11 protein-coding genes are annotated in these 13679 nt (G+C 55.6%); 9 read left to right on the top strand and 2 right to left on the bottom strand.

Annotation, left to right across the window (positions count from 1 at the left end):
• Nucleotides 1–43 precede the first annotated feature (43 nt).
• Nucleotides 44–889, bottom strand: a complete 846-nt coding sequence (gene queF, locus Y71_RS22045; RefSeq protein ID WP_007373276.1) for an NADPH-dependent 7-cyano-7-deazaguanine reductase QueF — start codon at nucleotides 887–889, stop codon at nucleotides 44–46.
• A gap of 69 nt (nucleotides 890–958) precedes the next feature.
• Between queF and syd the strand changes: the two genes are divergently transcribed.
• The 8 genes from syd (at nucleotide 959) to Y71_RS22000 (ending at nucleotide 9372) form a co-directional block, all read left to right on the top strand.
• A complete protein-coding gene (gene syd / locus Y71_RS22040; RefSeq protein ID WP_007373277.1) occupies nucleotides 959–1504 on the top strand; it encodes a SecY-interacting protein in 546 nt (181 codons plus the stop codon).
• Between the two features lie 632 nt (nucleotides 1505–2136).
• Complete coding sequence (locus Y71_RS22035) at nucleotides 2137–2466, top strand: YqcC family protein (RefSeq protein ID WP_007373278.1); 330 nt, start codon at nucleotides 2137–2139, stop codon at nucleotides 2464–2466.
• On the top strand, nucleotides 2466–3260 hold the full coding sequence (truC, locus tag Y71_RS22030) for a tRNA pseudouridine(65) synthase TruC (RefSeq protein ID WP_007373279.1): 795 nt from the start codon (nucleotides 2466–2468) through the stop codon (nucleotides 3258–3260). Before Y71_RS22035 ends, truC begins: the two co-directional genes overlap by 1 nt.
• Before the next feature lie 5 nt (nucleotides 3261–3265).
• On the top strand, nucleotides 3266–3715 hold the full coding sequence (locus Y71_RS22025) for a flavodoxin (RefSeq protein ID WP_007373280.1): 450 nt from the start codon (nucleotides 3266–3268) through the stop codon (nucleotides 3713–3715).
• Nucleotides 3716–4093: 378 nt separating this feature from the next.
• The gene (locus tag Y71_RS22015) at nucleotides 4094–5446 is read left to right on the top strand and encodes an MFS transporter (RefSeq protein ID WP_007373281.1); all 1353 of its coding nucleotides are present in this window, start codon (nucleotides 4094–4096) and stop codon (nucleotides 5444–5446) included.
• Nucleotides 5446–6786 (top strand): enolase C-terminal domain-like protein, encoded by a 1341-nt coding sequence (locus Y71_RS22010; protein WP_007373282.1) that lies wholly within the window; start codon nucleotides 5446–5448, stop codon nucleotides 6784–6786. Before Y71_RS22015 ends, Y71_RS22010 begins: the two co-directional genes overlap by 1 nt.
• An 18-nt stretch (nucleotides 6787–6804) precedes the next feature.
• Complete coding sequence (gudD, locus tag Y71_RS22005; RefSeq protein ID WP_035889489.1) at nucleotides 6805–8145, top strand: glucarate dehydratase; 1341 nt, start codon at nucleotides 6805–6807, stop codon at nucleotides 8143–8145.
• Between the two features lie 87 nt (nucleotides 8146–8232).
• On the top strand, nucleotides 8233–9372 hold the full coding sequence (locus tag Y71_RS22000) for a glycerate kinase (protein WP_007373284.1): 1140 nt from the start codon (nucleotides 8233–8235) through the stop codon (nucleotides 9370–9372).
• A 139-nt stretch (nucleotides 9373–9511) separates the two neighbouring features.
• On the opposite strand, the gene barA is transcribed toward Y71_RS22000, so the two are convergent.
• A complete protein-coding gene (barA, locus tag Y71_RS21995; RefSeq protein ID WP_007373286.1) occupies nucleotides 9512–12277 on the bottom strand; it encodes a two-component sensor histidine kinase BarA in 2766 nt (921 codons plus the stop codon).
• Nucleotides 12278–12334: 57 nt separating this feature from the next.
• Here barA and rlmD point away from each other — a divergent pair, with 57 nt between their 5' ends.
• A complete protein-coding gene (gene rlmD / locus Y71_RS21990; protein WP_007373287.1) occupies nucleotides 12335–13636 on the top strand; it encodes a 23S rRNA (uracil(1939)-C(5))-methyltransferase RlmD in 1302 nt (433 codons plus the stop codon).
• Nucleotides 13637–13679: the final 43 nt, after the last annotated feature.

Genomic DNA, 13679 nt, shown 5'->3' with positions numbered 1-13679 from the left:
ATAGCCCTGGCTTATGACGTTTAACAACCCGGCTGGAAATGTTTTACTGACGTACCAGACGCCCGGTGGCGGGGATGAAATCGGTATTGGTACGCCACGGATTGATATCCAGCCCGCCACGGCGCGTATAGCGTGCGTAAACGCTCAGTTTTTCCGGCTGGCAGAAGCGCTGAATGTCGGTAAAAATGCGCTCAACGCACTGTTCGTGAAACTCGTTGTGATGGCGGAAAGAGACCAGATAACGCAGCAGTTTCTCGCGATCGATCTTTGGTCCCCGGTACTGGATCTGCACTGAGCCCCAGTCCGGCTGGTGGGTAATCAGACAGTTTGATTTCAGCAGATGGCTGACCAACGTCTCGTCAACCACTTTGCCGCTGGCGGCATCCGTCAGCCACGCAGCGTCAAAAGCGTAGCTCTCGATTTCAATATCCTGTTCGTCAATGCAAGTGCCATGGAAATGGGCGATCGGCTGACCTTCCAGTTCATCAATGCGGTACAGCGCCACGCTGACGCTGCCTTGCGCGCAGGCGCTTAAATCGCGTTGCAGGGTATCGCGTACCTCATCCCAACTGGCGAAGCGCGTCTGGTTAAAACTGTTGAGATAGAGTTTAAAGCTTTTCGATTCCACCAGATTCACGCTGGCGTAGTCCAGTTCGACATGGCCTACCGCAACCTGCGGCAAACCTTTGGCATTCAGCCAGGAGAGTTCATAAAGCGTCCAGATATCCGTCCCGTGAAAAGGAAGATTCCCGGCCGTCAGGCCCAGCGGATCGCGATTTAATGAACGGGGAACGCCCTGCAACAGGCTGGCGTCATAGGTATCGCGGTAATCAGTGGTTTTGCCAAGCGTCAGGCCAGCCAGAGCCTGGTGGTTATCGTAAGAAGACATGTTTCATCGCCATTTTGCAGGTAAACTATTACGCAGAGTTTATCCTGGCTTATGTGAAGAGAGAAATCGGTGGAAAACGAGACGGCCATTGCGCTGAAAGCTTTTACTGAACGTTATTGCGACGCGTGGCACGCAGCGCGCGGCACCTGGCCACAAAGCGAGGAGCTGCACGGCATTCCATCGCCCTGCATTATCTCTTCAACCGCTGAGTATGTGATCTGGCAACCTCAGCCATTTTCTGCGCAGCCGAACGTAAACCCGATTGAGCAGGCAATGGAGATTGTGGTACAAACGCCAGTTCATACGTTTTATACCACGCAATTCGCTGGCGATATGCACGCGCGCCTTGGCGCACTGCCGCTGACGCTGCTGCAAACCTGGAGCGAAGAAGATTTTCTGCGCGTACAGGAAAACCTGATTGGTCACCTTGTCACGCAGAAACGGTTAAAGCTTTCGCCGACGTTGTTTATCGCCACGCTTGATAGTGAGCTGGATGTCATTTCGCTGTGTAATCTGAGCGGTGAAGTGGTGCAAGAGACGCTGGGTACCCGTCAGCGTACCGTTCTGGCCCCCAGCCTTGCGGATTTTCTCAACCGCCTCGAACCTGTCGTGTAGTCCTCAATGCTACTCTGCGTGTGCGAGATCTCTCACACGACCTGTGAGAGATCGCCAGGACATTTGCCCTACCGTTATTGTGCTATTCCCCCTATAATTATTTAATTTCATAACGTTACGCTTTAACCCTTGTACCTAAAGGGTTTCATTCAAAAGAAAATTTGCGTTAGGCGTTCTTGTAAGGGGCCGCGGAATGGGTAATTCTGTTTCTGTCGACAGGGAGTCTGACAACGAAGCGTACATCAGGATGATGTTGCTTCAGGGACACACCGGGAAGGTGCTACAGGGAAAGGCTTCAGGATGAAGCAGCAGGACAACGCAGGATTGCGCTAAGGGACACCTCCAGGAAGGAGAATGAGAGTCGGTCAGGATGCCCGACAGATCAGGATGATCAGGGACACGCATTAAGGATGAGGCTAAGTCACATCGGGGTGGTGTGAGCATGATGCACAGTTCACGGATGAACCGGTCAGGAGACCACAGGAAAAGTTTTCAAGGATGAGCAGGGAGCACAACGAGTAGCCGGATTGCTACGAAACGAACCGGGAGCACTGTTTTTACAGTGCTCCCTTTTTTTATTTGCTCTGGTCTTTGCTATGCTGCGCGCCAGTCTGTTTTCTACTGGGGGTTTTATGACTCTGCATCAACAAGTGCGCGAGCAACTTCATCAACTCGAAGCGCAACTGCGCGAGCAAAATCTGTGGCAAAGCGCGGCGCCAGCGCCGGATGCCCTTGAAAGCACGCAACCCTTCTGTATGGATACCCTTGAGCCGTTCGAGTGGCTGCAATGGGTATTAATTCCGCGTATGCACGCGCTGCTGGACAGCCAGCAGCCGCTGCCGCAGGCGTTTGCCATCGCGCCATATTATGAAATCGCTGTTGACGCCACGCACCCCTCCCGTGAGGTGATGCTGGTTCATCTTCAGCAGCTTGACGCGCTGTTCGCCAGCGAAGCTGACTAATGCTGGAGATTATTTACCAGGACGAATGGCTGGTGGCGGTGAACAAACCCTCCGGCTGGCTGGTACACCGTAGCTGGCTGGATCGCGATGAAAAAGTGGTCGTAATGCAAACTGTGCGCGACCAAATCGGCCAGCACGTTTTTACCGCGCATCGTCTCGACAGGCCAACGTCCGGCGTTTTATTGATGGGGCTTTCCAGCGAAGCGGGCCGCCGCCTGGCGCAGCAGTTTGAGCAGCATCAAATCCAGAAACGCTATCACGCGATTGTGCGCGGTTGGTTGATGGAAGAGGCGCTGCTTGATTACCCGCTGGTGGAGGAACTGGACAAAGTCGCCGACAAATTCGCCCGCGCGAATAAAGAGCCGCAGCCAGCGGTAACCCATTATCGCGGGCTGGCGACCACCGAAATGCCCGTAGCGACCAGTAAATTCCCGACCACCCGTTATGGGCTGGTTGAACTGGAACCGAAAACCGGCCGCAAACATCAGTTACGTCGCCATCTGGCGCACTTACGTCATCCGATCATTGGCGACAGCAAGCATGGCGATTTGCGGCAAAACCGCAGCGCCGCAGAGCATTTTGGTTGTCAGCGGTTGATGCTGCATGCCAGCCAGTTAACGCTCACGCACCCGTTTACCGGCGAAGCTTTAACGCTGCGCGCCGGGCTGGATGAAGTGTGGATGCAGGCGCTGTCGCGCTTCGGCTGGCGCGGGCTTCTCCCTGAGAATGAAAGGGTTGAGTTTGCGCCGCTGAACGGTCAGGATGAGGGCCATCTCGAATCACACAAGGAGTGATGAGCATGGCGAAGGTCGGAATTTTTGTTGGCACCATCTACGGTAATTCGCTGCTGGTGGCGGAAGAAGCGCAGGAAATTTTAAACGCACACGGCCATAGCGCAGTGGTGTTTGAAGATCCTACAGCGGCGGACTGGGATAACAACAAAGGCCATTACGCGCTGGTGGTAACGTCTACGACCGGGCAGGGCGATTTGCCGGACAGCATTGCGCCGTTGTTCCATTACCTGCGCGATACTGTGGGTTACCAGCCGGATTTACATTATGGTGTGATTGCCCTGGGCGATAGCACATACGACAATTTCTGCGGCGGCGGCAAACAATTTGATGCGTTGTTGCAGGAGCAGGGCGCACAGCGCATCGGTGATATGCTGCTGATTGACGCGAATGAAGACCCGGAGCCGGAAAGTGTGTCAAATCCGTGGGTTGAACGCTGGGCAACGCTGCTGAAATAATGTTTTCCCTCCTCGTCCGGGGAGGGAAAATTCCCTCTTTTTACGGCGTCAAGCGACGCATTTCACATTCTTCGATCCTTTCCCTCGTCAGGCCCTCTTTGCCGATCCCCGGTTTCTATTTCCGTGAAGTACTCCCCATCACCCTGGGCTAATGCAATAAAGCAACTTGCCGGGTCTGATGAATGTTGTGTTGTTGCACGGTGAGACTTGAAAGGCCGCTTCTTATACTTTTCCTGCCAGTAAAAAAATGCGCTCCGCTAAGGGGAAAACCCCGGCAGGAACAGCAAAAAACACAACTACATCATCCTGTCTTCCCCTACCGGTTGTGCCGTACAGGATGAATGTACAAAAGAACATTGATGCTTCGGGAGTACAACCATGAGTACATTCAGCCAGGCGGCGAGCGGCGCTGAAAAGCGCACTAACGCCCGCTACTGGATAGTGGTGATGCTGTTTATCGTCACATCCTTCAACTACGGCGATCGCGCAACTTTGTCGATTGCCGGTTCGGAGATGTCCAAAGCCATCGGCCTTGATTCGGTCGCCATGGGCTATGTTTTTTCTGCATTTTCCTGGGCCTATGTGATTGGCCAGATACCGGGCGGCTGGTTGCTTGACCGCTTCGGCTCCAAACGGGTCTATTTCTGGTCCATCTTTACCTGGTCACTGTTTACCTTATTGCAGGGCTTTGTCGATATCTTCAGTGGCTTCGGCATCATCGTGGCTCTCTTTACTCTGCGTTTTATGGTCGGTCTGGCCGAATCACCCTCCTTCCCCGGTAACAGTCGTATCGTTGCGGCCTGGTTCCCGGCGCAAGAGAGGGGCACGGCGGTGGCGATTTTTAACTCCGCACAATATTTCGCGACCGTTATCTTTGCGCCGATCATGGGCTGGCTGACGCACGAAGTGGGCTGGTCGCACGTCTTCTTCTTCATGGGCGGTTTAGGGATCTTCATCAGTCTGCTGTGGCAGAAAATGATCCACGAGCCGAATCAGCACCCTGGCGTCAACAAGAAGGAGCTGGAGTACATTGCCGAAGGCGGCGCGCTGATCAACATGGATCAGAAGAACAATACTCACAGTGTCCCGTTCTCGGAAAAATGGGGGCAGATTAAGCAGCTGCTGGGTTCGCGCATGATGATCGGTGTTTACCTGGGGCAGTACTGCATTAACGCCCTGACTTACTTCTTCATCACCTGGTTCCCGGTGTATCTGGTACAGGCGCGCGGCATGTCGATTCTGAAGGCCGGTTTTATGGCGTCGATTCCGGCTATTTGCGGGTTTGTCGGCGGTGTACTTGGCGGCATCATTTCAGACTGGTTAATGCGTCGCTACGGCTCACTGAATATGGCCCGCAAAACACCGATCGTACTGGGTATGCTGCTGTCGATGAGCATGGTGTTCTGTAACTATACCAACTCGGAAATGATGATCATCGGCTTTATGTCGCTGGCCTTCTTCGGTAAAGGGATTGGCGCGCTGGGCTGGGCGGTGATGGCAGATACCGCGCCGAAAGAGATCAGCGGTCTGAGCGGCGGCCTGTTCAATATGTTCGGTAACATCTCCGGTATCGTGACGCCCATTGCTATCGGCTACATCGTTGGCTCTACCGGTTCGTTTAATGGCGCGCTGATTTATGTCGGTATCCATGCGCTGGTGGCGGTACTGAGCTATCTGGTACTGGTCGGCGATATCAAACGTATCGTACTGAAACCTACAGGACGCGAGTAATGAATACACAAGCCAGCCCGATTATCACCGGGATGAAAGTCATTCCCGTAGCCGGGCATGACAGTATGCTGATGAACATTGGCGGCGCGCATAACGCCTACTTCACGCGCAACATTGTCGTGCTGACGGATAACGCCGGGAATACTGGCGTCGGTGAAGCGCCCGGCGGCGAAGTGATCTACAAAACGCTGGTCGATGCCACTCCGATGGTGGTCGGGCAGGAAGTTGCCCGGCTGAACAAAGTGGTGCAGCGCGTGCATAAAGGCAACCAGGCGGCGGATTTCGACACCTTCGGCAAAGGCGCATGGACCTTTGAACTGCGCGTCAATGCGGTTGCAGCACTGGAAGCCGCGCTGCTCGATCTGCTCGGTAAAGCTTTGAACGTACCGGTGTGCGAACTGCTTGGCCCCGGCAAACAGCGCGATGCCGTAACGGTACTGGGTTATCTGTTCTATGTCGGCGATCGCACGAAAACCGATCTTCCCTATCTGGATGCCACGCCCGGCAGCCACGAATGGTATCGTCTGCGTCATCAGGAAGCGATGACCAGCGATGCCGTGGTACGTCTGGCTGAGGCCTCGCAGGATCGCTACGGCTTCAAAGATTTCAAACTGAAAGGCGGTGTCCTGCCCGGCGAGCAAGAGATTGAAACCGTGAAGGCGCTGAAAAAACGCTTCCCGGATGCGCGCATTACGGTGGACCCGAACGGCGCCTGGCTGCTGGACGAAGCCATTAGCCTGTGTAAGGGGCTGAATGATGTGCTGACCTACGCCGAAGATCCGTGCGGTGCCGAGCAGGGCTTCTCCGGCCGCGAAGTGATGGCGGAGTTCCGCCGCGCCACCGGCCTGCCGGTCGCCACTAATATGATCGCCACCAACTGGCGAGAAATGGGCCATGCGGTGATGCTGAATGCCGTCGATATTCCGCTGGCGGATCCGCACTTCTGGACGCTCTCAGGCGCCGTGCGGGTTGCGCAGTTGTGTGACGACTGGGGGCTGACCTGGGGCTGTCACTCCAACAATCATTTCGATATTTCACTGGCGATGTTTACCCATGTCGGCGCCGCTGCGCCGGGAACGCCAACCGCTATCGACACCCACTGGATCTGGCAGGAGGGCGATGCCCGCCTGACCCAACAGCCGCTGGAAATCAGGCAGGGCAAAATTGCCGTGCCGGATGCACCTGGCCTCGGCGTGGAGATCGACTGGCATCAAATCGAGAAAGCGCATGCCGCCTATAAAAAACTGCCTGGCGGCGCGCGCAATGACGCAGGCCCGATGCAGTACCTCATCCCGGGCTGGACGTTTGACAAAAAACGCCCGGTCTTTGGACGTCATTGAGAGAGAAAAGGATAAAAAATGAGCACATATACGTCTACCCCCGTTGTCGCATCCATGCAGGTGATCCCGGTTGCCGGGCACGACAGCATGCTGATGAATCTGAGCGGCGCGCATGCCCCTTTCTTCACCCGTAATATCGTGGTGATCAAAGACAACGCCGGGCACACCGGCGTAGGGGAAATTCCGGGCGGTGAGAAAATCCGTAAAACGCTGGAAGATGCGATTCCGCTGGTGGTTGGTAAAACGCTGGGTGAATACAAAAACGTGCTGAACAGCGTGCGCCAGACTTTCGCCGATCGCGATGCAGGCGGCCGCGGCCTGCAAACCTTCGATCTGCGTACCACGATCCATGTGGTGACGGGCATCGAAGCGGCGATGCTGGATCTGTTAGGCCAGCACCTTGGCGTCAACGTCGCCTCCCTGCTGGGCGAAGGCCAGCAGCGTAATGAAGTGGAGATGCTGGGCTACCTGTTCTTCGTCGGCGACAGCAAAAAAACGCCGCTGCCGTACCAGAGTCAGCCGGATGACAAATGCGACTGGTATCGCGTGCGCCATGAAGAGGCAATGACGCCGGATCGCGTAGTGCGTCTGGCGGAAGCCGCTTATGAAAAATATGGCTTTAACGATTTCAAACTGAAAGGCGGCGTTCTGGCGGGCATGGAAGAGGCGGAAGCCATTTCCGCGCTGGCAAAACGCTTCCCGCAGGCGCGTGTCACGCTGGATCCCAATGGCGCATGGTCGCTGGATGAAGCCATCAAAATCGGTAAGCATCTGAAAGGTGTGCTGGCTTACGCGGAAGATCCCTGCGGTGCTGAACAGGGTTTCTCCGGTCGTGAAGTGATGGCGGAATTCCGCCGGGCGACCGGTCTGCCGACGGCGACCAACATGATCGCCACCGACTGGCGTCAGATGGGGCATACGCTGTCACTGCAATCGGTGGATATTCCGCTGGCGGATCCGCATTTCTGGACGATGCAGGGCTCGGTACGTGTGGCGCAAATGTGCCACGAATTTGGCCTGACCTGGGGTTCGCACTCCAACAACCACTTTGATATTTCGCTGGCGATGTTCACTCACGTCGCTGCCGCTGCGCCTGGCAACATTACCGCTATCGACACACACTGGATCTGGCAGGAGGGCAATCAGCGCCTGACCAAACAGCCGTTCGAAATCAAAGGCGGGATGGTACAGGTTCCGACCACGCCGGGTCTGGGCGTTGAACTGGATATGGATCAGGTGATGAAAGCCAACGAGCTATATCAGAAACATGGCCTTGGCGCGCGTGATGATGCTATGGGGATGCAGTATCTGATCCCTGACTGGAAGTTTGATAACAAACGGCCCTGCATGGTGCGTTAATGAAATTGCCAGTCCTTGCGGGGGCTGGCATTTCAGTACCTTTCCTGGGTGTATGCTTATTGTTGTGAATATGCATAAGGATGGCTTATGAAGATTGTTATCGCTCCTGACTCTTACAAAGAAAGCTTAAGCGCCCTGGAAGTTGCGACGGCCATTGAGCGTGGTTTTCGCGAGATATTTCCCTCGGCGGAGTATATAAAAATTCCGGTTGCAGACGGTGGCGAAGGGACGGTAGAAGCCATGGTTGCAGCGACCAACGGTCGTATTGTTAAGGTAGCGGTGAAAGGCCCGCTGGGCGAACAGGCGGAAGGATTTTATGGCATTTCCGGCGATGAGCAGTCGGCGTTCATTGAAATGGCGGCGGCCAGCGGGCTGGAAATGGTGCCACCGGCGAAGCGCGATCCGCTGATTACCACTTCGTGGGGAACCGGCGAACTGATCCGCCATGCGCTGGATGCAGGCGTTAAACATATCATTATTGGTATCGGCGGCAGCGCCACCAATGACGGTGGCGCTGGCATGGTGCAGGCGCTGGGCGCAAAGCTGCTCGACGAGCAGGATCGACAGATTGCGCCAGGCGGTGCGGCGCTGGAATCGCTGGCGCGCATTGATCTCCGCGAGCTGGATAAACGCCTTGCCGGTTGTCGCATTGAGGTCGCCTGCGACGTGACCAATCCATTAACCGGTGAAGCGGGGGCATCGGCAGTTTTTGGCCCGCAGAAAGGCGCGACGCCAGAGATGATTGCCCGGCTCGATAAGGCGCTTGAGCACTATGCAGAGATCATTGCCCGCGATCTGGATATCGACGTACTGAACCTGGCGGGCGGCGGCGCAGCGGGCGGCATGGGCGCGGCGTTATATGCCTTTTGCGGCGCGGAATTGCGCCAGGGGATCGAGATTGTCACCGACGCGCTGGCGCTGGATAAACACGTCAGGGGCGCGGATCTGGTGATCACCGGCGAAGGGCGCATCGACAGCCAGACGGTGCATGGCAAGGTGCCGGTCGGCGTAGCGAAAGTGGCCAAACGCTATAATATTCCGGTGATCGGCATTGCCGGGAGCCTCACCGCCGATGTTGGTGTGGTACACGATCACGGCATTGATGCTGTTTTCAGCGTGCTCTATACGATCTGTACGCTGGAAAAAGCGCTGGAAAATGCAGGCGAAAACGTCCGCATGACGGCGCGCAATGTGGCGGCGGTGCTAAAAGCGGGGCAGCAACTGTAGTTATTTTTGCCGGATAGCGCTGCCGCTTATCCGGCTTACAAAGCGACAAAATTTCGCGCTATCCCAGGCCGGAAGGGCATTGCTGCCATCCGGCATGCAAGTCATCCGGCGTTCAGCCCATTCATTACTCTCAACATCGCTACCCAATCAAGCGGTGCGCTTCACGCGTAACGTTATCCATTTCATCAAGCAACTCCAGAAACTCCGGTTCCAGCTCGTCGGCACTGACGCCGCTACGCAGTTGATGCTCAATGAGCTGGCAAAGGTTTTTCAGCCGAGGAACGCCGCTGTAACCGCAACTGCCGTGCAGTTTGTGGATCGCTTCCGGCAGCCCCTGCGGCGCTTCGCCAACCAGTTGTTCTTCCACCATATTGCGGATCTCCGGCAGAAACTCGACCAGCATATGCAGCATCTCGCGCGCAAGGTCGGTTTTTCCCGCCGCCTGGCGCAATGCCAGTTGCCAGTCGAGTGTGGCATCGTGATTGATCGGCAGTTCCACCGGGATCTCTTCGGTTTCCGGCGTATGCCAGATACTGGTTTCCGGGCCGGGCTTGTAGCGCAACAGCAGGTTATGCAACTTATCTTCTTCGATTGGTTTGGCCAGATAATCGTTCATCCCGGCGCTGAGTAGCTTCTCTTTTTGCCCGGCCATCGCATGGGCGGTCACGGCGACCACTGGCGTTTGCTGTTGATGCGGTAGTTGGCGGATCAACTCGCAGGCGCGAATACCGTCCATATCCGGCATCTGGATATCCATCAGAATCAGATCGAACTGCATCTGTTTGGCCCGCTCGATGGCCTGCAAACCATTCTCGCACAGCTCAACGTGCTGCACCTGATCCTCAAGCAGAACGCCAATCAGCTTCAGATTCGCCGGGTTATCATCTACCGCCATAACGCTCATTGGCAGTTTGCTTTCATCCGCATGTGAGGCCAGAACCAGTTGCGTCGTGCGGCAGTATTCGGTCAACGCGGGCAGCAGGCGGGTGGTCGTCAGCGGTTTAAGCAGACAAGCCGCTGCGCCATCCTGTTTCAGCTCTTCGGCATTCACCTGCGCGTGGCACGGCAGCGCCAGCAGCAAGTAGTCGGTCATGGCTGCCGCACGCGCCAGGCGATCGTGCTGCATACTGAGCGGCTCGCGCACGGTTACCGGCACCGCCAACAGCAAAATATCGTAGTGCCCTTGCGGGAGCGCCGAGAATGACGGGCTGTAAATTATCTCCAGCGGCGTGTTGTTCAGCACTTCCAGCGTGCTTTGCGCCGCCGCAGCATTCGGTTCGACATATGCCAGACGTTTACCGGCCAGTCTTTCCGTGGTCGGCGCTTCGGTGATGGCGTTTGGATTGAGGTCGAGATCAATATGGAACCAGAAGGTCGAACCCCGGTTTGGCTGGCTATGGAAAGAGATATCGCCGCCCATCTCATTCACCAGCCGTTGCGTGATCACCAACCCCAGGCCAGTACCGCCGTGACGGCGAGAGATGCTGGCATCCGCCTGGCGAAATGCCTGGAACAGGCGCGACTGATCGCGTTCCGGGATGCCGATGCCGGTATCACGGATCTGCACCTCAATTTGCACTTTGTTATTACTGATGGCGCGTTTCTCAACCACCACATCAATATTGCCGTGTTCAGTAAACTTGATGGCGTTGCCGATCAGATTGGTGATCACCTGCTGCAGACGCAGCGGGTCGCCAATCACATTATCCGGGACATCATTTTTGATGTTCAGCGTCAGCTCAAGCCCCTTATCGTGCGCTGAGTGCGCCAGCAAGATCACCACCTCATCCAGCGTGTTGCGTAAAGGGAATGGAATGCTTTCGAGGATCAGTTTGCCCGCTTCCAGCTTGGAGAAGTCCAGCACATCGTTAATGATCGCCAGCAGGTTATTTGCCGAGCGCTCAATGGTCAGCAGGTGATCGCGCTGCGTCGGATTCAGCTCAGATTTCAATGTCAAACGGGTAAAGCCAATCACGCCATTCAGCGGTGTGCGCAGCTCATGAGACATATTGGCGAGGAACTCAGATTTAATACGCGCAGCTTCCTGCGCACGCTTTTTCGCCAGGTCCAGCTCAACGTTCTGGATCTCCATCTGCTCCAGCGTTTCACGCAAATCCGAGGTGGATTGATCGATATTATGCTGCATCTCTTCGTGGTAGGCCGCCAGCGACATGGCCATCGAATTGATGCCGTTTTTCAGCATATCCAGCTCGCCGAGCATAAAACCTTCAACACGGCTGTCGAGCTGCCCGCGACGGATACGGTCGACGGTATTCACCATATTACGAATGGGGCCGGTCACGTCGCGCATCAGACGCCAGCCAAAAATCAGCGCAATACCAATACAGAAAAAAATCATCAGGCTGGAGATAAAAATCTCCTTGTACTGCTGCAAGCGTACCGATTTCAGATCCAACTGTAGCGCCACATAGCCGAGCATATTGCCGGTGATTTTATCCGCAGGCAGAGCGGTGTTTGCCGGTTCAAGTCCCTCGGACAGGATCGGCGTGCGCAGCACCATCGTATCGCCACGGCGGGTAACGCTCAGCTTGCGCGGGAAAGGCTGTCCTTCTGGCACCCTGAGATCGTCGCCATCAAGCTGGAAATTGGACGAAACGAACACGTCGTTGCGCCCGTCGTAAATGGTGATAGCGCGGACGATGTCAGAATGTCGGCGGTGAAGCACACTAATCAACTGGCCAATGGCTTCGCGATCCTGTAGCGCCATACTGTATTCGCTGGAAACCGCCAGCGGTTCAATAATACTGGCGCCTGCGTCTTCCAGTTGACGCTGTAAATCGTTATAGCGGTGAACGACGAAAAAGATACTGAGCAGCACACCGATAAGCACAGTGGGGGCCAGGATCAGAATCATCATGCGTGCGCGCAAGCTGTAGTTGGTCATGGAGTTCCGTTATGGGAGAATTAGGCCATTACACAGTTATTGAGAATATTCACTGCAATGGCGCAATTCTACTCTGCAAAACGACGCGTGACGACTCGTGAGCGCATTACCGTCACGGTAACTGACCTCGATCCCTTTGGTCAGGGTGTTGCTCGCCATAATGGTAAAGCGTTGTTTATCCCCGGACTATTACCGGCGGAAACGGCGGAAATTACCCTCAAAGAGGAAAAACGTCAGTTTGCCCGTGGGGAAGTAAAACGTCGCCTGAATGACAGCCCGGAGCGCGTGAAACCGGAATGTCCGCATTTTGGCGTTTGTGGCGGGTGCCAGCAGCAACATGCCAGTGTTGCCCTGCAACAGCGCAGTAAAAGCGCGGCGCTGGCGCGATTGATGAAACAGGATGTTGACGAGGTGATCGCCGCACAGCCCTGGGGATATCGCCGTCGGGCGCGTTTGAGCCTCAGTTGGCAACCGAAAACGCAGCGTCTGGATATGGGGTTTCGCAAAGCGGGTGACAGCGACATTATCAATGTGACACGTTGCCCGGTACTGGTGCCCCGTCTTGAGGCAATGCTGGCGCCGCTGCGTGAATGTCTGGCGGGGCTTGGAGCCGTGCGCCATCTGGGGCACGTCGAACTGGTGGAGGCCGACAATGGCCCGCTGATGGTTTTGCGGCACACGGCGCCATTAAGTCACACGGATAAAGAAAAACTGGAACGTTTTTCGCATTCTCAGGGGATTGCGCTGTACCTCGCGCCACAAAGCGAGATACTTGAACACGTTAGCGGAGAATCCCCCTGGTACAGCTCCGACGGGCTACGCTTAATGTTCAGCCCGCGGGACTTTATTCAGGTCAACGATGGCGTCAATCAGCAGATGGTGGCCCATGCGCTGGCGTGGCTTGATATCCAGCCCGGCGACCGCGTACTGGATCTGTTCTGCGGTATGGGAAATTTCACTCTGCCGCTGGCGCAGCGCGCGTTAAGTGTCGTTGGGGTGGAAGGCGTCGCCGATCTGGTGGCGAAAGCGCAGGAGAATGCGCAACAGAATGGCTTGCAGAATGTGACATTCTTTCATGAAAATCTGGAGGATGATGTCACTCAGCAACCCTGGGCGAGCCAGGGATTTGATAAGGTGTTGCTCGATCCCGCGCGTGCAGGTGCTGCCGGGGTGATGCGACATATTATAAAATTGTCTCCCGGCAGAGTGGTGTACGTTTCCTGTAACCCCGCCACGCTTGCCCGTGACAGTGAAGCGCTATTAAATGCAGGTTACCAGATTCAGCGGCTGGCGATGCTGGACATGTTTCCACACACTGGCCATCTGGAATCGATGGTGTTGTTTGTGAAAAACAAATGATTAATTTCGGCTTGTCGAATTCGGCAGGCCCGGTCCCTGAAAG

It is taken from the genome of Kosakonia radicincitans DSM 16656, from assembly GCF_000280495.2.
Classification (GTDB): Bacteria; Pseudomonadota; Gammaproteobacteria; order Enterobacterales; family Enterobacteriaceae; genus Kosakonia; species Kosakonia radicincitans.
This window is presented reverse-complemented; position numbering and strand designations above follow the sequence as displayed.

Excerpts from the sequence above, each read along its gene's own strand:
- Y71_RS22025 (WP_007373280.1), top strand. The coding sequence starts at position 3,266 with ATGGCGAAGGTCGGAATTTTTGTTGGCACCATCTACGGTAATTCGCTG.
- barA (WP_007373286.1), bottom strand. The coding sequence starts at position 12,277 with ATGACCAACTACAGCTTGCGCGCACGCATGATGATTCTGATCCTGGCC.
- Y71_RS22010 (WP_007373282.1), top strand. The coding sequence starts at position 5,446 with ATGAATACACAAGCCAGCCCGATTATCACCGGGATGAAAGTCATTCCC.
- rlmD (WP_007373287.1), top strand. The coding sequence starts at position 12,335 with ATGGCGCAATTCTACTCTGCAAAACGACGCGTGACGACTCGTGAGCGC.
- truC (WP_007373279.1), top strand. The coding sequence starts at position 2,466 with ATGCTGGAGATTATTTACCAGGACGAATGGCTGGTGGCGGTGAACAAA.
- gudD (WP_035889489.1), top strand. The coding sequence starts at position 6,805 with ATGAGCACATATACGTCTACCCCCGTTGTCGCATCCATGCAGGTGATC.
- Y71_RS22015 (WP_007373281.1), top strand. The coding sequence starts at position 4,094 with ATGAGTACATTCAGCCAGGCGGCGAGCGGCGCTGAAAAGCGCACTAAC.
- Y71_RS22000 (WP_007373284.1), top strand. The coding sequence starts at position 8,233 with ATGAAGATTGTTATCGCTCCTGACTCTTACAAAGAAAGCTTAAGCGCC.
- queF (WP_007373276.1), bottom strand. The coding sequence starts at position 889 with ATGTCTTCTTACGATAACCACCAGGCTCTGGCTGGCCTGACGCTTGGC.
- Y71_RS22035 (WP_007373278.1), top strand. The coding sequence starts at position 2,137 with ATGACTCTGCATCAACAAGTGCGCGAGCAACTTCATCAACTCGAAGCG.